Annotated in this window: 17 protein-coding genes; 11 read left to right on the forward strand and 6 right to left on the reverse strand. The window is 70.6% G+C overall.

Annotated elements, in window-relative coordinates; all coding sequences use genetic code 11:
* Positions 1-16: 16 nt before the first annotated feature.
* Positions 17-250: a hypothetical protein gene (locus OG990_RS25280; RefSeq protein ID WP_328423481.1), complete on the reverse strand. Its 234-nt coding sequence runs from the start codon at positions 248-250 to the stop codon at positions 17-19.
* A gap of 89 nt (positions 251-339) precedes the next feature.
* Entirely contained in the window at positions 340-2,322 is a 1,983-nt protein-coding gene (locus tag OG990_RS25285; protein WP_406077389.1) for a protein kinase domain-containing protein, read from the reverse strand.
* A 90-nt stretch (positions 2,323-2,412) separates the two neighbouring features.
* On the opposite strand from OG990_RS25285, the gene OG990_RS25290 reads away from it, so the two are divergent.
* The 6 genes from OG990_RS25290 (at position 2,413) to OG990_RS25315 (ending at position 7,176) form a co-directional block, all read left to right on the forward strand.
* Entirely contained in the window at positions 2,413-2,625 is a 213-nt protein-coding gene (locus OG990_RS25290; protein ID WP_406077390.1) for an acyl-CoA carboxylase subunit epsilon, read from the forward strand.
* 88 nt (positions 2,626-2,713) lie between these two features.
* Positions 2,714-3,172 (forward strand): hypothetical protein, encoded by a 459-nt coding sequence (locus tag OG990_RS25295; RefSeq protein WP_386985170.1) that lies wholly within the window; start codon positions 2,714-2,716, stop codon positions 3,170-3,172.
* Positions 3,169-4,533 (forward strand): hypothetical protein, encoded by a 1,365-nt coding sequence (locus OG990_RS25300; protein ID WP_406077391.1) that lies wholly within the window; start codon positions 3,169-3,171, stop codon positions 4,531-4,533. Before OG990_RS25295 ends, OG990_RS25300 begins: the two co-directional genes overlap by 4 nt.
* Before the next feature lie 40 nt (positions 4,534-4,573).
* Positions 4,574-5,683 carry a type VII secretion-associated serine protease mycosin gene (mycP, locus tag OG990_RS25305; protein WP_406077392.1) on the forward strand — a complete coding sequence of 370 codons (1,110 nt, stop codon included), beginning with the start codon at positions 4,574-4,576 and terminating at the stop codon, positions 5,681-5,683.
* A 174-nt stretch (positions 5,684-5,857) separates the two neighbouring features.
* Positions 5,858-6,526, forward strand: coding sequence for a Maf family protein (locus OG990_RS25310; RefSeq protein ID WP_355602466.1), 669 nt, complete (start codon positions 5,858-5,860; stop codon positions 6,524-6,526).
* Positions 6,523-7,176, forward strand: coding sequence for an O-methyltransferase (locus OG990_RS25315; protein WP_355602464.1), 654 nt, complete (start codon positions 6,523-6,525; stop codon positions 7,174-7,176). The genes OG990_RS25310 and OG990_RS25315 overlap by 4 nt, the downstream gene beginning before the upstream one ends.
* Positions 7,177-7,253: 77 nt before the next feature.
* Here OG990_RS25315 and OG990_RS25320 read toward each other — a convergent pair whose 3' ends face one another.
* The 3 genes from OG990_RS25320 to OG990_RS25330 all read right to left on the reverse strand — a co-directional run bounded on the left by OG990_RS25320 (position 7,254) and on the right by OG990_RS25330 (position 9,718).
* Positions 7,254-8,009: an ABC transporter permease gene (locus tag OG990_RS25320; protein ID WP_355602462.1), complete on the reverse strand. Its 756-nt coding sequence runs from the start codon at positions 8,007-8,009 to the stop codon at positions 7,254-7,256.
* Between the two features lie 17 nt (positions 8,010-8,026).
* Positions 8,027-8,986: an ATP-binding cassette domain-containing protein gene (locus OG990_RS25325; protein ID WP_328423465.1), complete on the reverse strand. Its 960-nt coding sequence runs from the start codon at positions 8,984-8,986 to the stop codon at positions 8,027-8,029.
* A gap of 120 nt (positions 8,987-9,106) precedes the next feature.
* Positions 9,107-9,718: a PadR family transcriptional regulator gene (locus OG990_RS25330; protein WP_328426303.1), complete on the reverse strand. Its 612-nt coding sequence runs from the start codon at positions 9,716-9,718 to the stop codon at positions 9,107-9,109.
* 147 nt (positions 9,719-9,865) lie between these two features.
* On the opposite strand from OG990_RS25330, the gene OG990_RS25335 reads away from it, so the two are divergent.
* Together OG990_RS25335 and OG990_RS25340 are read left to right on the forward strand one after the other, a co-directional pair.
* Positions 9,866-11,617, forward strand: coding sequence for an acetyl/propionyl/methylcrotonyl-CoA carboxylase subunit alpha (locus OG990_RS25335; RefSeq protein ID WP_406077393.1), 1,752 nt, complete (start codon positions 9,866-9,868; stop codon positions 11,615-11,617).
* A gap of 100 nt (positions 11,618-11,717) precedes the next feature.
* On the forward strand, positions 11,718-13,157 hold the full coding sequence (locus OG990_RS25340) for a GuaB1 family IMP dehydrogenase-related protein (RefSeq protein ID WP_406077394.1): 1,440 nt from the start codon (positions 11,718-11,720) through the stop codon (positions 13,155-13,157).
* Between the two features lie 27 nt (positions 13,158-13,184).
* Here the strand turns inward: OG990_RS25340 and OG990_RS25345 are convergent, their stop codons facing one another.
* A complete protein-coding gene (locus tag OG990_RS25345) occupies positions 13,185-13,745 on the reverse strand; it encodes a TetR/AcrR family transcriptional regulator (RefSeq protein ID WP_386985180.1) in 561 nt (186 codons plus the stop codon).
* An 82-nt stretch (positions 13,746-13,827) separates the two neighbouring features.
* On the opposite strand from OG990_RS25345, the gene OG990_RS25350 reads away from it, so the two are divergent.
* From OG990_RS25350 to OG990_RS25360, 3 genes are read left to right on the forward strand one after another with little or no spacing between them, the layout of a single operon-like run.
* Positions 13,828-14,274, forward strand: a complete 447-nt coding sequence (locus tag OG990_RS25350) for a DoxX family membrane protein (protein WP_406077395.1) — start codon at positions 13,828-13,830, stop codon at positions 14,272-14,274.
* Between the two features lie 25 nt (positions 14,275-14,299).
* Positions 14,300-14,782: a MarR family transcriptional regulator gene (locus OG990_RS25355; protein WP_355602452.1), complete on the forward strand. Its 483-nt coding sequence runs from the start codon at positions 14,300-14,302 to the stop codon at positions 14,780-14,782.
* The gene (locus tag OG990_RS25360; protein ID WP_406077396.1) at positions 14,776-16,509 is read left to right on the forward strand and encodes an ABC transporter ATP-binding protein; all 1,734 of its coding nucleotides are present in this window, start codon (positions 14,776-14,778) and stop codon (positions 16,507-16,509) included. The genes OG990_RS25355 and OG990_RS25360 overlap by 7 nt, the downstream gene beginning before the upstream one ends.
* The last annotated feature ends 92 nt before the right edge of the window (positions 16,510-16,601 follow it).

Genomic DNA, 16,601 nt, shown 5'->3' on the forward strand with positions numbered 1-16,601 from the left:
ACTGGGCCGGTACGGGTCAGGCCCGCCGCCGGCTCATCGCCGGAACCACCACGGGAGCGTCCTCGCGCGCCAGGGTCGATCTCCGGCTCAGCCGCCAGGCGCCCACGCCGCAGACGGCAACGGCCACGACGCTGAGCAGTGCGATGAGCGCCGAGATCCCCACGCTGACCAGCAGCAGGACCGCGTCGCCGAGTGCGACGAGCATCCACAGTGCCAGCCGGGGCCGGGCATCCCTCCGTCGGTAACCCATGTCGTACCTCCTTCCGTCGTCGATGGTCAGATACCCCAGACGACGGAAGGTCATGCGAATCAGTTCCGTACCGGCGCGAATCCCGCGGCTCAGTCCTTGCGGTCGGGCACGAACCCGGTGGCGATCCGCTCGAAGTTCGGCAGGTTGGCCTGCCAGTCCTTGTCGGCGACCTCCCACCGGATGGCGTACCCGCGGTTGGTGGCCGTCACGAAGCCCCGATTACGGACGTGGATCCGGGTCCCGTCGCGCGTCTCCAGCCACTCCCAGTCCGCGCAGGTCTTCCAGAAGTCGCACCGCTTGATGTCGATGTACTGGTAGTTGTTGACGAACTTCCTGCGGTCCGGCTCCTTGTCCCGCCAGTCACTGACCGCGTCCGGTGCCGGGCTGCTGGTCCACTGCACGAGCAGCTCGCCCGGCCCGTTGGACTGGTCGAAGACAACCGTGCTGCCATCGACCGGCCGGCGCACCCAGCCGTCGGGCAGCGGCAGGGCGAACCCGGCCGGGTCCTTGTGCAGCTTCCAGCCTGGCGGCAGCGCGTTCGGGTCGACCGAAGGAGTGGCCGACGGCGTCGGGCTGGGAGCGCCGCTGGTGGGCGGGGGCACCGACGGCGCGGAGGTCTGCGGCGCCGAGGTCCCGGCCGCGCCGGTCGGGCCGGCCTCCGGGGTCTCGTCCTCTTTGCCGAGCAGCGGCACGATCACCGCGAGGCCGATGAGCAGCAGGGCCACCACGGCCCCGATCAGCAGATTGCGTCGGGTGTTGTTCGGCTTCGTACCGTCGGACGGCAGCACCGCCGCGCGCCCGACCGGGTCGACCGCAGCCGCCATGACCGCCGTCGGGGTGGTCGGCCTGCGCTGCTCCGGCGCCACCGGCGGACCGTCGACCACGGTCGGTTCGTCGTCGTCGGCCGCCCTCGTACCGTCGGCGGGTGTGTCGCCCGGAACCGCGACGCTCGCGGTGGGCTCGGCGTCGGAGGTCGCCGGGCGGTCGACCGCGGCGGTCGGGTCGTCCGCCGGCACCGTCTCGGTCGGGTCAGCGTCCGCCCCGGAGGGCACGACGGCAGTCGGCGTGGCGTCGACAGCGGGGGTCGCGGCAACGGCCGCTGGTGGCGGGGTACGCGGCGCAGGTGGCGACACCGGCTGGTCGGCGCGATTCTCGGCGGGCCGCGGGACCGGCACGTGTGGCGGGCGCGGCTCGCGCGGACCGTTCGGCCCCGGCCGGCGTACGCCATCCAGCAGCGAGATGCTGCGTGCCCGCTTGCCCCCGGCGCGGCGCAGCAGCCGCTCGGCCACCTCAGCGTTGATCCGCTCGTTCGGGTCCTTGCGCAGCAGCCCGTTGAGCACGGCCTTGAGCGGGCCGGCGTTCTTCGGCGGCGGCATCGGCTCGGTGGCCAACGCGGCCAGCGTGCCGATCGCCGACGGCCGGGCGTACGGCGACTTGCCCTCCACGGCGGCGTAGAGCGTCGCGCCCAACGACCACAGGTCGGCCTCCGGCCCGGCGGTGCCGTCCCGGGCCCGCTCCGGCGAGATGTACGCCGGCGAACCGAGCACCATGCCGGTGCGGGTGACGTTCGGGTCGCCCGGAATGGTGGCGAGTCCAAAATCGGTCAACACCACCCGGCCGTCGTCGCCGAGCAGAACGTTGCCGGGCTTGACGTCGCGGTGCATGACGCCAGCCTTGTGCGCCGCGTTGAGGGCGCCCAGCACGCCGAGCCCGATCTCGACCGCGCGGGCCGGCGACACCGGCCCGTCCTCGGCGAGAGTGTCCTGCAACGACCTCGACGCCACGTACTCCATGACGATCCACGGGTCGCCGTCAGTGCGGAGGACGTCGAAGATGCGGACGACATTGACGTGGTTGAGCCGGGCGATGGCCCGCGCCTCCCGCAGCGAGCGCTCCCGCATCTCGCGGCGCTCCTCGTCGGTGAGGCCGGGAGGCGGCACCAACTCCTTGATGGCGACGTCCCGGTGCAGCACCTCGTCGCGCGCTTTCCACACCCGACCCATGCCGCCCTGGCCGAGCGGCGAGAGAAGCCGGTATCGGTCAGCGACAAGTTGGGGAAGCGCGTTCGACATCGGTGAGACGGTACCCGGAGGGCCCGACCCTCACACCGCCGGCACGCCACTCTGCGTTCCCCACAACTTCGCGCCGCGTACCCTGGCGGCATGTCTGCCGAAGAGCCCCTGTTCCGGGTCGTCCGCGGCGTGCCCACCGCCGAGGAGTTGGCCGCCCTGGTCGGTGCGATCGTCGTCCGATCCCGCCCGGCCGCCGCCCCCGCGCGAGTGGACCCCTCCGTCTGGGCCCGCAGCGGTCGACCGGCCGGCACGGCGCTCGCGGCCGGTCCGGGCGGGTGGCGCTCCGCCGGCCTGCCCCGCTGACCCGACCCGCCGTACGGGGGCTGTCAGCGTCGCTCCCAGCCGTTAATCTCACTCAGGGAAACGGTGCAGTAACGGGTAGGGAGGATCAATGATCCCCGAAGAAGACCGCCCCACGCCCTGGCTGCGCAACTACGGCGGCATCGAGGCCGACATCCGTCAGCTCCGGGAGTTCGCCGACCGGCTCGCCGCCGAGGTCGAGAGCAACTACGCGCCACACCTGTCGTACATCGCCGACGACATGTCCGCGAAGGTGCCCAACCCCTGCGACGCCTTCATCGAGCTGGTCACCTTCCTGCACGCCCATCACGAGACACAGCAGGCCACCACCGACATGGTGTACGCGGTCCGAGGTGCCACCGGCCACCTCGCCGCCGTCGCCGACCGGGTCGCCACCCAATACGCCGACACCGACGTCTTCTCCGCCGCCCGGGTGGTGGACGTCCAGCGGGCCCTCACCGACCCGGGCACCGTCCTGCCCGGCGGCCCGACGCCGATGCTGACCGACCCGACCAGCCCGGACAGCGAGAGGCCGGTGGTCCTACCGTGATCGAACGGGGCAGCGGCCGCACCTCCGGCCTCACCGACTGGCAGCTGATGGACGTCAGCAGCATGTGGGCGTGCCTACAGGACCACGACACCGCCAACCACTGGAAGCAGGTCGCCGGCTGGCGCAAGGTCTGCGACCTGGCGCAGATCCACCTCGGCCGACTCCAGGACTACCGGCGCGGGCTGGCCGAGGCATGGCCGCCGGAAACCAGCGCCGCCTCCGTCACGTACCTCGCCCAGCTCGACGAGCTGATCGACAAGGTGCGGCACACTCACGACGCCGCCGCCGCCAACTACACCGCACTCTCCGCCGCCACCGAGGCCATCGGCACCACCCGCGCCGAACTCCGCAAGGTTTATGAGGAGTACGCGACCAAGCTCCAGCAGAAGCAGGCGTACGAGGCGACGGCCGCCGACCCGAAGGCGATCATGGGCAGCCGGGTCACGGCATCACCGGTGACCGACGTCGAGTTGGAACGGCTGAACGTGCAGGCGCGCGCCATGATGTTCAACCTCAGTGGCGAACTCCAACAAGCCCAAGCCACCCTCCAAAAACCACCCCCTCCACCAAGGGGTAAACCCGTCGCCGATCAGGGAAACCCTGACATATACGCCGGGGCAACTGCCCCAATTATTCCTCCAATCGTGCCCGTTCCTCTGACGACAACTCCCGGAGTTCGGCCGCAGACAACTGTCCAGCCCGTTCCCACGCCGAATGCTCCCGGCTCCGGTCCTATCCTTGGCGCGGCGGGCAGCGGTCTAGCCAACGCTCCGGCCAACACCGGTCCAGGGCTTGCCCCCAAAGCGCCAACTAACCCAACTCTCGGCCTCGGATCACCGCCTCTATCGCCCGGCATCCCACCAATTGCTGGATCCGCTAGACCTCTTAGCTCTCAGCCGCACACCATCGGCCGTCCTGGCAGCGGCAATGGGACGCCGTCCCATACAAGCCAACCTGCATACCCGCGTTCGATGCCTCCCGGTGGCATGATCGGGGGACTCCCCGGAAGCGGCCTAGGGCAACCTGGTGCAGGCACTCCACCTCGTCGTGTCAACCCGGTTGGCGGCGTAATAGGCGGTGGAGGCGCGGGAACTGGACCGACAGGCGGAGCCGGTTCCCGACCGGGTAGCGGCCGCAGCCCCGGCTTGCCACATGGATTCACCCCCTTCGGCGGCGCTCCAAACATCAACCCCGCAGGTGGTGGCACCTCTCGTCCGGATCCCCGGGAAGCCCGCCGCGGTGAGAAGCCTTGGGATCCCGATCATCCATGGGAGACCGATCAGGGTGTCGATCCAGTCGTCCGCCCGCCCGACCAACCGGATCCTATCGATCCCGGCCCCGCCATCGGCTTTGATCGGTAAGCCGCACGCCGCTTGGGCAGTCCTGGCGAGCTTTAGCACTATGGCCGTCCTACTGCAAACCCCATTGCCGGCGCAAGCTATGCCCGACCCGCAGGGCGTGGAGCTGATTCGTGGCGATCAGTGGCATCTGAAATACCTTCACGCCGCTGAAGTCCAGAGAATCAGCAGAGGCAACGGAGTTACTGTGGCAGTGCCAGACACCGGCGTGGAGAAACATCCGGACCTACAGAGCAACCTGCTACCTGGTATCGACATCATTTCCGATGGCACCGGCGACGGTCGGAAGGATGCGAGCAGCCACGGCACTGGCATGGCAGGCCTAATTGCTGCGCATGGACGTAGCAAGACCACTGGAGCCCTCGGCATCGCCCCAGAGGCTAGCGTTCTCCCTATCCGCATCCAAATGACGGACGAGGAGGGCGATAGCGACAATCTTGCCGCCGGGATCGAATACGCTATAACCCGCGGAGCCGAAGTCATCAGCATCTCGTCTGTTGCTGGATCAAACTCGAATTTGCAAAGAGCCGTAGAAGCCGCCATACGGGCGGATATCGTCATCGTTGCAGCAGCAGGCAATAAGCCACGCGATCAGTACGTCAGCTTCCCGGCCTCTTATGCAGGAGTCATCGCTGTCGGCGGGATTGACCAGGAAGGGAATCATGCTGCTGTCTCGGTAACCGGACCGGAGATCGACGTGGTTGCACCGGCGGTCGACATCTACAGCACGAGCATCAACGGCCAGTACCGCAAAGGCACCGGCACCTCCGACGCGACCGCGATCGTGGCGGGGGCGGCGGCGCTGATCCGTTCCAAGTACCCGTACCTGCCGGCGCAGGAGGTGGCGCACCGGCTCACGGCCACGGCCGTCGACAAAGGGCCGCCGGGGCGCGACGACGAGTACGGCTATGGCGTGATCGACCTCGTGGCGGCGCTGACGGCGGACGTACCCCCGTTGGGGTTTGAGTCGGCGAGCGCGCCGGCCGGTGGTGGTCCGACTACGACGGCCGCCGTTCAGCCGGGCGACGACGGCGGTGCGACGGTACGCGGCCTGGCCACCCTAGGGGTGATCGTGGCTGCCGGTGTTGGATGGGCGCTGGTGGTGCGGCGGAGGCGGCGAGGCGACGACCCGCCACCCCGAATCAGTCGCTGACGGGTCGACGGCACGGTGATCGACTCAAGGTCGGCGATCTGGGGGCGTCCGCGAGATGGGATAGCGCGATGTCGGCGATATGGAGTGGATCAAGGCGTTCGGCGCGCGAGCTGGGGCGGCTGGGTGGTCGTGGTGCGCGGGTCGTGGGGGCGGTGGGCCGGTAACGTCGGTCGCGTGTCTGTATCTCTGCCGCTCCGCCTCGTGCTCGCCTCGGCGAGCCCTGCCCGTCGCAAGTCTCTCCAAGCCGCTGGCATCGAGCCGGACGTGCTGGTCAGTGGGGTGGACGAATCCCTGGTGGTGACCGAACGAGCCGAAGAGCTGTGCCTGGAGCTGGCTCGGCTCAAGGCGCAGGCGGTGCTGACCCGGCTGAGCCCGGCCACCGACCAGCGGACGTTGGTGATCGGCTGTGACTCGGTGCTCGCGTTCGACGGGGAGATCCTCGGCAAGCCGGCCGACCCGGCGGACGCCACCCGGCGGTGGCAGCGGATGCGGGGACGCAGCGGCGTTCTGCACAGTGGGCACTGCCTGATCGACGTTGCCGCCGGGCGTCGCGCGGAGGCGGTCGCCTCGACCACCGTCCACTTCGCCGACATCAGCGACGACGAGATCGCCGCGTACGTGGCCAGCGGCGAGCCGCTGGCCGTGGCGGGCGCGTTCACGATCGACGGGTTGGGCGGGCCGTTCGTGGAGCGGATCGAGGGTGACCCGGGGACGGTGGTCGGGCTCTCGATGCCGTTGCTGCGCCGCCTCCTCGCCGAGTTGGGCCTGCGGATCACCGACCTGTGGACGAAGGTCGCGCCTGGAGGCCAGACGATCGAGCCACTCGGTAACGTCCGGTCATGACCACCAAGTCGATCCCGCTCACCGACGAGCTGCACGCGTACCTGGTCGCGCACGGCTCTCCGCCCGACGAGATCATCCGGGACCTGGCCGAGGAGACCCGGTCGGTGCTCCCGGAGCACGCCACCATGCAGGTGGCCCCGGAACAGGCCGCGTTCCTGACCTTCCTCACCCGGCTGCTCGACGCGCGGCAGGCGGTCGAGGTCGGCACGTTCACCGGGCTCTCGGCGCTGGCGATCGCCCGAGGACTGCCCGAGGACGGGCGGCTGACCTGCTTCGACATCTCGGAGGAGTTCACCGGCATCGCCCGGCGCTACTGGGCTCGGGCCGGCGTGCAGGACCAGATCGACCTGCGTATCGGCCCGGCCGGGGACAGGCTGCGGGAGCTGCCGCACGAGCGGTACCTGGACTTCGCGTTCATCGACGCGGACAAGACCGGTTACCCGGTCTACTGGGCGGAGTTGGTGCCCCGGATGCGTCCGGGTGGGGTGATCGCCGTTGACAACGTGCTGCGCGGCGGCCGGGTGATCGCGCCGCAGAACGAAGCCGACCGGGCCATCGCCGCCTTCAACGACGAGGTGCTGGCCGACGTGCGGGTGGACCCGGTGATGCTGCCGGTCGCGGACGGCCTGACGCTCGCCCGGGTGCGCTGAACGGCGGCAACCGCTGAACGCGGATATCGGGGTGTCCACGTGCGAAGGACACCCCGATATCCAGGAACTGGGTCGCGTCAGCGCACGCTGCGGGCGAACTGGCGGGCGGCCCAGACGACCCCCGCCGCGGCGAGCACCGTGGTGATGGTCAGGCCCTGCCAGACCTTGTCGCTGCCCAGGTCGCCGGCGAACAGCGCCCGGGTGCCGTCGACCGCCCAGGAGAACGGGTTCCAGTCGGCGATGCCCTGCAACCAGCCGGGCGCGAAGGTGAGCGGCAGCAGGATGCCGGAGAGCAGCAGCACCGGCTGAGCCACCGTGTTCATCAGCGGGGCCAGCGCGTCCTCGCTCTTGACCTTGAGCGCGACGCCGTACGAGACGGCCGAGGTCATCAACGCGATCAGGGCGAGCATCAGGTACGCCAACAGCAGGTCCCCGATGAACACGCGCAGGTCGAACAGGAGCGCCAGCAGGGTGATGATGACCGCCTGCACGAGGAGCGAGACCACGTCGCGCAGCGAGCGGCCGAGCAGCAGTGCGAGCCGGCTGATCGGGGTGACCCGGGAGCGTTCGATGACCCCGGCGCGCAGCTCGGCGATCAGGCCGAAGCCCTGGAACAGGCCGCCGAAGATGGCCAGCAGCACCAGCAGACCGGGTACGAAAATCTTGTAGGCGGCGGCCTGGGTGGGCGCGTTCAGCGCCGGCTTGAGCAGCGGGGCGAAGAGCAGCAGGTACATCACCGGCTGGAAGACGCCGACGAAGACCCAGACCGGGTTGCGCAGCAGCAGCTGGGTCTGCCGCTGGAAGATCAGCCAGGTGTCACGGGCGAATTTCATGAGTCGTCTCCGGGTGGTCAGGACTCGCGCAGCGAGCGGCCGGTCTTGGTCAGGAAGACGTCGTCCAGGCTGGGCCGGTGCAGCTCGATCGAGCGCAGGTCCAGCCCGGCGTGGTCGAGTCTGCGCAGGACCTGCGGGATGGCGACGGCGCCCTCTTCGACGTAGAGGCGCAGGCCGCCCTCGTCGGCGGTCTCCAGCTTGTTGACGTACGGCTCGCCGTCGAGCACCTGGGCGGCCTGCGGGGTGGCGGCCAGGTCGAGGCCGACCAACACCACGTCGCCGGAGATCTCCCGCTTGAGCTCGGCCGGAGTGCCTTCGGCCACCACCTCGCCGTTGTCCATGATCGCGATCCGGTCGCAGAGCGCGTCGGCCTCGTCCAGGTAGTGCGTGGTGATGAAGACGGTCATCCCGTCGCTGCGCAGCCGCCGGATCTCGTCCCACATGTGGGCACGGCTCTGCGGGTCGAGGCCGGTGGTCGGCTCGTCAAGGAAGACGATCTTCGGCTCGTGGATGATGCCGAGCGCGATCTCCACCCGCCGGCGCTGGCCGCCGGAGTAGGTCTTGCACTTGCGGTCGGCGTACTCCGTGAGCTGGAAGGCGTCCAGGGCTCGGGCGGCGCGCTGCTGCGCGTCGGCCTTGCGGATGCCGTACATCCGGGCGTGCAGCACCAGCTCCTCGCGCGCGGTCGACTCGTCCCAGGTGCTGCCGCCCTGCGGGACGTAGCCGATCCGACGGCGCACCTCGGCCGGGTCCTTGCGCAGGTCGGCGCCGGCGATGGTGGCATCGCCGCCATCCGGCTCGATCAGCGTGGCGAGCATCCGCAGCGTGGTGGTCTTGCCGGCGCCGTTCGGGCCGAGGAAGCCGAAGATCTCACCCTCGGCGACCTCAAGGTTGACGCCCCGCACGGCGTCCACGGTTTTCGTCTCTCGACCCGCGCGGGAGCGGAACGACTTCCGCAGCCCCCTGGTCTCGATCATCTCTGCTCCTGGTCGTCCGGGCCGGCCGGGCCGGCCGTCAAGGGGGACGACGCCGGACGGCGCACTCCCCGCTGTGCCGTCAGCAGGCTAACGCGATATAGCTTTTGTGGTCAACGTTGATTATTTCGTGTCGGGAGCGGCCGGCTCTCCGCCGTCCGTCCACTGCGGCCAACCTTCGGCGTTCGTCAGCTCAGCAGGCAGGTACGACACTCCGGAGTCGATCCGTTCCGCGATCCGCTCGCACCAGCTCATCTCCGCCTCCGCCCGCGCCGACCAGAGCTCGAACATCCAACCGACGTGCACCGGTTTGGTGTTGCGCACCCAGTCCGACTCCAGCGAGGCGCGCATCGACTCGATGCCCGCACGCAGCAGGTTGGCCCGGTTGCGCAGGGCCGCCGCCGCCTCGGACCGCGGCATCGCGGGCAGGAACGAGAACGCCGCCGTGAACGGGTCCGTCGGCTCGTTGAAGTTCCACCAGAGGTTGCGCAGCAACGTCTCGAACTCGTCCTCCCCCTTGGCGGTCACCTCGTACGTGGTGCGTGCCGGACGGGCGCCGACCTGCTCGGTGGCGACGGCGCGGAGCAGTCCCTCCTCGGTGAGTTTGCGCAGCGCGTGGTAGATCGACCCGGGCTGCACGTTGGCCCACTTGTCGGCGCTCCAGCTCAGCAGCTCGCGGCGCACGTCGTAGCCGTGCACGGGCTGCATCCACCGCACCAGCCCGAGGATCATCATCCGAGTCGCAGACACCACACAAGCGTATTAGCCAAGTTTGACTAGAGGCGGCAGGGACAGTGCGGCATCCCACACTGAGCGATCGTTAGGGCCACCAGGGTGGCCGATACACTCCCGGTCAGTAACCTGCCGGGAGGAGCCACGAAGGTGCGCAAGGTACTCATCGCCAATCGCGGCGAGATCGCCGTCCGGGTGATCCGCGCCTGCCGCGATGCCGGCCTGGGCAGTGTCGCGGTCTACGCGGACTCCGACCGCGACGCCCTGCACGCCACTCTCGCGGACGAGGCGTACGCGCTCGGCGGGGACAGCGCGACCGAGACGTACCTGCGCATCGACAAGCTGCTCGACGTGGCCGCCCGGGCCGACGCCGACGCCGTGCACCCCGGCTACGGCTTCCTGTCCGAGAACGCCGACTTCGCCCAGGCGGTCATCGACGCCGGGCTGACCTGGATCGGCCCCACCCCGCAGGCCATCCGCGACCTGGGCGACAAGGTCACCGCCCGGCACATCGCCCAGCGTGCCGGCGCACCGCTGGTCCCCGGCACCCCCGACCCGGTGGCCAACCCGGACGAGGTGATGGCGTTCGCCGTGGACCACGGCCTGCCGGTCGCCATCAAGGCCGCCTTCGGTGGCGGCGGGCGCGGCCTCAAGGTGGCCCGGACCATGGAGGAGATCCCCCAGCTGTTCGAGTCGGCCACCCGGGAGGCGGTCGCGGCGTTCGGCCGGGGCGAGTGCTTCGTCGAGCGCTACCTGGACCAGCCGCGGCACGTCGAGGCGCAGGTCCTCGCCGACCAGCACGGCAACGTGATCGTGGTGGGCACCCGGGACTGCTCGTTGCAGCGGCGGCACCAGAAGCTCGTCGAGGAGGCGCCCGCGCCGTTCCTCACCGACGCTCAGCGCGCGCAGATCCACGACAGCGCCAAGGCGATCTGCCGCGAGGCCGGCTACCACGGCGCCGGCACGGTGGAGTACCTGGTCGGCGCCGACGGCACCATCTCCTTCCTGGAGGTCAACACCCGGCTCCAGGTCGAGCACCCGGTCACCGAGGAGACCGCCGGCATCGACCTGGTCCGCGAGCAGTTCCGGATCGCCGACGGCGAGAAGCTGCGGATCACCGAGGACCCGACGCCGCGTGGGCACTCCATCGAGTTCCGGATCAACGGCGAGGACCCGGGCCGCAACTTCCTGCCCGCCCCGGGCACGGTCACCGCGTTGCGGCTGCCCACCGGCCCCGGCGTGCGGGTGGACACCGGCATCTCGGCCGGAGACGTGATCGGAGGCAACTTCGACTCGCTGCTGGCCAAGGTGATCATCACCGGTGAGACGCGGACCGAGGCGCTGGAGCGGGCCCGGCGCGCGCTGGACGAGATGGTGATCGACGGGATGGCCACCGCGCTGCCGTTCCACCGGCTGGTGGTGCGGGACGAGGCTTTCACCGCCGAGCCGTTCACCGTGCACACCCGGTGGATCGAGACCGAGTTCCACAACACCGTGCCGCCGTTCGCCGGGGCCGCCAGCGCCGCCGAGGCGCCGGCCGAACGCGAGACCGTGGTGGTCGAGGTGGGTGGCAAGCGGCTGGAGGTCAGCCTCCCCGCCGGCTTCGGCGGGGGTACGACCACCGCCGCGCCAGCCGCGCGCAAGCCGACCCGGCGCGGCGGCGGAGCCAAGGCCGGCGCTCCGGTCGGCGGCGACGCGCTCACCTCACCGATGCAGGGCACCATCGTCAAGATCGCGGTGGCGGACGGCGACACCGTGGCCGAGGGCGACCTGGTGGTGGTCCTGGAGGCGATGAAGATGGAGCAGCCGCTGCACGCCCACAAGGCGGGCACGGTCAGCGGGCTCACCGCCGAGGTCGGTGCCGTGATCACCGCCGGTGCCGCCATCTGCACCATCGCCTGACGTACCCCTTCCGCACGCTTTGTCCGCAGGCGAGGCGTTGCGGGGGTGGTTTGCGGCACCGACGGGGGCACGGGTGGCCGCAGGCAGGAATGATGGCCGGGTGCGGTTCCTTCACGGCGCGGTCCCCGCGCACGACCTGACCTACACCGACGTCTTCATGGCGCCGGCCCGCTCCGACCTGGCTTCCCGGCTCGATGTCGACCTGTCCACCGGCGACGGCACCGGCACCACCATCCCGCTGGTGGTGTCCAACATGACCGCGGTCGCCGGCCGGCGGATGGCCGAGACGGTGGCCCGGCGGGGCGCGATCGCGGTGATCCCGCAGGACATCCCGATCGAGGTGGTGGCGAACGTCGTCGCCTGGGTCAAGCAGCGGCACCTGGTCTACGACACACCGATCACCCTGGGCCCGACCGAGACCGTGGGCGACGCCATCCACCTGCTGCCGAAGCGCTCGCACGGCGCGGTGATCGTGGTCGACGAGGCCGGCCGGCCGATGGGCGTGGTCACCGAGGCGGACACCCTGGGCGTGGACCGGTTCGCCCAGCTGCGGCACGTGATGTCCACCGAGCTGCACACCGTTCCGGCGGACGCGGACCCGCGCGCCGGCTTCGACCTGCTCTCGGCGGGTCGACGCCGACTCGCCCCCGTGGTGGACGCCGACGGCCGGCTGATCGGGGTGCTGACCCGGCAGGGCGCGCTGCGGGCCACCCTCTACACGCCGGCGGTGGACGATCGGGGTCGGCTGCGGATCGCCGCCGCGATCGGGATCAACGGGGACGTCACCGGCAAGGCCGCCGCGCTACTCGAGGCGGGGGTGGACACGCTGGTCGTGGACACCGCGCACGGCCACCAGGCGCGGATGATCTCCGCCCTCCAGGCGGTCCGCAAGCTGGACCCGGGGGTGCCGGTGGCGGCCGGCAACGTGGTCACCGCCGAGGGGGTACGCGACCTCGTCGAGGCGGGTGCCGACATCATCAAGGTCGGCGTCGGCCCGGGGGCGATGTGCACCACCCGGATGATGACCGGGGTGGGCCGGCCGCAGTTCTCCGCCGTGCTCGACTGCTCGGCGGCGGCCCGGGAGCTCGGCCGGCACGTCTGGGCCGACGGTGGCGTACGGCACCCGCGCGACGTGGCGCTCGCGCTCGCCGCCGGCGCCTCGAACGTCATGATCGGTTCCTGGTTCGCCGGCACCTACGAGTCTCCCGGTGACCTCTACACGGACGCGGACGGCCGGCGGTACAAGGAGAGCTTCGGGATGGCCTCGGCGCGGGCGGTCAGCGCCCGTACCGCCGACGACAGCCCGTACGACCGGGCCCGCAAGGCGGTGTTCGAGGAGGGCATCTCCTCGGCCCGAATGCACCTGGACCCGGCCAGGCCCGGCGTCGAGGACCTGATCGACGAGATCATCGCCGGGGTACGCAGCGCCTTCACCTATGCCGGCGCGCGGGACCTGACGCAGTTCCACGAGCGGGCGGTCGTCGGCGTACAGAGCGCCGCCGGCTACACCGAGGGGATGCCGCTGCCCACCAGCTGGTGAGGGTCGGCGCAGGCCGCCACGCGGTGGTCAGTTGACGAGCCGGCGCAGTACGGCACGGGCGGCCACGCGTGGGTCGTCACCGACCCGGTCCGGCAGTGCGCCCGCCAGCCAGAGGGTCGCGAAGCCGTGCGCGATCGACCAGGCCGCGAGCGAGTCCCGGTCGGCATCGGCGGGCGCGCCACGGGCGGGCAGTGCGCCCACCCCGGCCCGCAGTGCGGCCCGGGCCTGCCCCTGCGCGGCGACCAACTCGGCGTCGTCGGCCCGGTAGAGCTCGGGCCGGAACATCACCTCGAAGTGCGCCCGGCGTTGGACGGCGAAGTCGACGTACGCGACACCGGCCGCCAACATGTCGTCACCCGCCCTGACCAGCGCCTGCGCCAACAGGTCGAAGCCCTGGGCTGCCAGCGCGGTGAGCAGACCCGCCTTGTCGCCGAAGTGGTGCGCGGGCGCGGCATGCGAGACGCCGGCCCTGCGGGCTAGATCGCGCAGGCTCAACGCGGCCGGCCCGACCTCCTCGATCGCCTCCACCGCAGCGGCGAGCAGGGCACGGCGCAGGTCGCCGTGGTGGTACGCGCGCGTTTCGGTCATGCCCGAATCATATCTTGCCATTGACAAGATGCCGGTCCAGGCCGCAATCTTGTCACTGACAAGTTTTCCCGAGGAGGATTCGATGGCACCCCTGATCGCCCTGGTGGTCGGCACCGCACTGGCCCGCCTGGCCGGCCTGGCCGGCATCACCGCACTGGAGGGCTGGCACCCCGCACTACGGGTCGGGCTGGCCCTGATGTTCGTGTTGACCGGCGTCGCGCACTTCGTCGGCCAGCGGCGCGCCGGCCTGATCGCGATGGTCCCGCCCGCCCTGCCCAGGCCGGCCCTGCTGGTCACCCTGACCGGCGTACTGGAACTGGTCGGCGCGGTCGGCCTGCTGGTGCCGGCGACAGCCCGCCTGGCCGCGGCCGGGCTCGGCCTTCTCATGCTCGCGATGTTCCCGGCCAACGTCTCGGCCGCCCGCCGAGGGCTGACCCTGGGCGGGAAGCCGGTCACCCCGCTCGGCCCGCGCACCGCCCTGCAGATCGTGTTCGTGGCTACTGCGGCGGTTATTTCATTTGGCCCCTGACTATCAGGGGACTAACCTGCCTTCCGTGGAACTCGTCTCACTCCAGGATGTGCCGCTCGGCCGGCTGGTGGTGGTGGCCGGGCACCTGGTCGGGCAGCGGTGGAACCGCTACCTCGCCGAGGAGCACGGCCTCACCCAGGCTGGCATGGTGACGCTGATGACGCTCGCCCGACACGGCGAGCTGCCCCACCGGAAGGTCGCCGAAAAGGGCTTCGTGCGCCCGGCGACCCTGACCGGCATCGTGGACACGCTGGCCCGCGAAGGGCTGGTCGAGCGGCAGCGCGACGAGAGCGACCGGCGCAGCGTCCGGCTCGCCATCACTCCCGCCGGGCGGGAGCGGGTGGCGGCGCTCACCACGCTGATGCACTCCGGAATTCCGCTCACCTCGGTCGACGCCGACCCGGCGAAGGCCCAGGTCATCCGCGAGTTCCTGCTCGAGGTCATCGGCAGCGGGGACGACCCGCGGATGGCCGGACGTGACACCGAACCGAAGGATCCGTCGTGCTGATCCGACTGTTACGCAGTCACCTGCGTCCCTACCACCAACCGTTGACGGCGGTCGTGCTGCTCCAGTTCGTGGGCACCATGGCCTCGCTCTACCTGCCCAGCCTCAACGCCGACATCATCGACCAGGGCGTGGCCCGGGGCGACACCGACTACATCGTGCGCACCGGCGGCTGGATGCTGCTGGTCAGCCTGATCCAGATCATCTGCTCGATCGCGGCGGTCTACCTGGGCGCGCGGATCGCGATGGGCTTCGGTCGGGACGTCCGCGCATCGCTGTTCGGGCACGTCAACCGCTTCTCCGCCCGCGAGGTGGCCCGGTTCGGCGCGCCGTCGCTGATCACCCGCAACACGAACGACGTGCAGCAGGTGCAGATGCTCGTGCTGATGAGCTGCACCATGCTCGTCGCCGCACCGATCATGAGCGTCGGCGGCGTGTTCATGGCGCTGCGGGAGGATCTCGGGCTCTCCTGGCTGATGCTGGTCAGCGTGCCGGTGCTGGCCGTCGCGCTCAGCGCGATCATCCGCCGGATGGTCCCGGGGTTCCGGCTGATGCAGACCCGGATCGACACGGTCAACCGCGTGCTGCGCGAGCAGATCACCGGCATTCGGGTGGTCCGCGCCTTCGTCCGCGAGCCGTACGAGACGGATCGCTTCGGCGTCGCCAACGCCGACCTGACCGCCACGGCGCTGCGTACCGGCCGACTGCTGGCCCTGATCTTCCCGGTGGTCATGCTGGTGCTGAACGTCTCCAGCGTGGCGGTGCTCTGGTTCGGCGCGCAGCGGGTCGACGCCGGTGCGATCCAGGTCGGCGCGCTCACCGCCTTCCTTCAGTACCTGATGCAGATCCTGATGGCCGTGATGATGGCCACCTTCATGCTGATGATGGTGCCCCGGGCCGCGGTCTGCTCCGAGCGGATCATCGAGGTGCTGGACACCGACTCGTCGGTGGTCCCCGCCGCCGACCCGGTCACCGAGCTGCCCACCCGGGCCGAACTGGAGCTGCGCGGGGTGCGTTTCCAGTACCCGGGCGCGGTCGAGCCGGTGTTGCGGGACATCTCCTTCCGGGCCACCCCGGGCACCACCACGGCGATCATCGGCAGCACCGGTGCCGGCAAGACCACCCTGCTGTCGCTCGTTCCCCGCCTGGTCGACGTCACTGCCGGGGCGGTGCTGGTCGACGGGGTGGACGTACGGGAGCTGGCACCCGACGAGCTGTGGCGGCGCATCGGCCTGGTGCCGCAGCGGCCGTACCTGTTCACCGGCACGGTCGCCAGCAACCTGCGCTACGGCAACCCGGACGCCACCGACGACGAGCTGTGGGCGGCGCTGGAGATCGCCCAGGCCCGGGACTTCGTGGCCGAGATGCCCGGCGGGCTGGACGCCCCGATCGCCCAGGGCGGCAGCACGGTCTCCGGTGGGCAGCGGCAACGTCTGGCCATCGCCCGGGCGCTGGTCCGGCAGCCCGAGATCTACCTGTTCGACGACTCGTTCTCGGCGCTCGACCTCGGCACGGACGCGCGGCTGCGGGCGGCGCTGCGCCCGGTCACCGCGCAGGCCGCGGTGGTGATCGTGGCCCAGCGGGTCTCCACGATCGTCGACGCCGACCAGATCATCGTGCTTGAGGACGGAGGGGTCGTCGGAGTGGGACGACACGAGGAGTTGCTGGAGAGCTGCCCGACGTACGCCGAGATCGTGGCCTCCCAGCAGACGGCGGAGGTGCCGGCATGAGCGAGCCCGACGAGTCGCGGACCGCGGCCGTACCCACGCAGAAGCCGGCCGGCGACGCGCGGACGCCGGAGGGCGACGCGCAACAGCCCGGC

It is taken from the genome of Micromonospora sp. NBC_00858, from assembly GCF_045207365.1.
In the GTDB taxonomy this organism is placed as follows: Bacteria; Actinomycetota; Actinomycetes; order Mycobacteriales; family Micromonosporaceae; genus Micromonospora.

Coding starts and splice junctions, on each gene's coding strand:
- OG990_RS25280 (WP_328423481.1), bottom strand. CDS start 250: ATGGGTTACCGACGGAGGGATGCCCGGCCCCGGCTGGCACTGTGGATG.
- OG990_RS25285 (WP_406077389.1), bottom strand. CDS start 2,322: ATGTCGAACGCGCTTCCCCAACTTGTCGCTGACCGATACCGGCTTCTC.
- OG990_RS25290 (WP_406077390.1), top strand. CDS start 2,413: ATGTCTGCCGAAGAGCCCCTGTTCCGGGTCGTCCGCGGCGTGCCCACC.
- OG990_RS25295 (WP_386985170.1), top strand. CDS start 2,714: ATGATCCCCGAAGAAGACCGCCCCACGCCCTGGCTGCGCAACTACGGC.
- mycP (WP_406077392.1), top strand. CDS start 4,574: ATGGCCGTCCTACTGCAAACCCCATTGCCGGCGCAAGCTATGCCCGAC.
- OG990_RS25315 (WP_355602464.1), top strand. CDS start 6,523: ATGACCACCAAGTCGATCCCGCTCACCGACGAGCTGCACGCGTACCTG.
- OG990_RS25320 (WP_355602462.1), bottom strand. CDS start 8,009: ATGAAATTCGCCCGTGACACCTGGCTGATCTTCCAGCGGCAGACCCAG.
- OG990_RS25325 (WP_328423465.1), bottom strand. CDS start 8,986: ATGATCGAGACCAGGGGGCTGCGGAAGTCGTTCCGCTCCCGCGCGGGT.
- OG990_RS25330 (WP_328426303.1), bottom strand. CDS start 9,718: ATGATGATCCTCGGGCTGGTGCGGTGGATGCAGCCCGTGCACGGCTAC.
- OG990_RS25345 (WP_386985180.1), bottom strand. CDS start 13,745: ATGACCGAAACGCGCGCGTACCACCACGGCGACCTGCGCCGTGCCCTG.
- OG990_RS25350 (WP_406077395.1), top strand. CDS start 13,828: ATGGCACCCCTGATCGCCCTGGTGGTCGGCACCGCACTGGCCCGCCTG.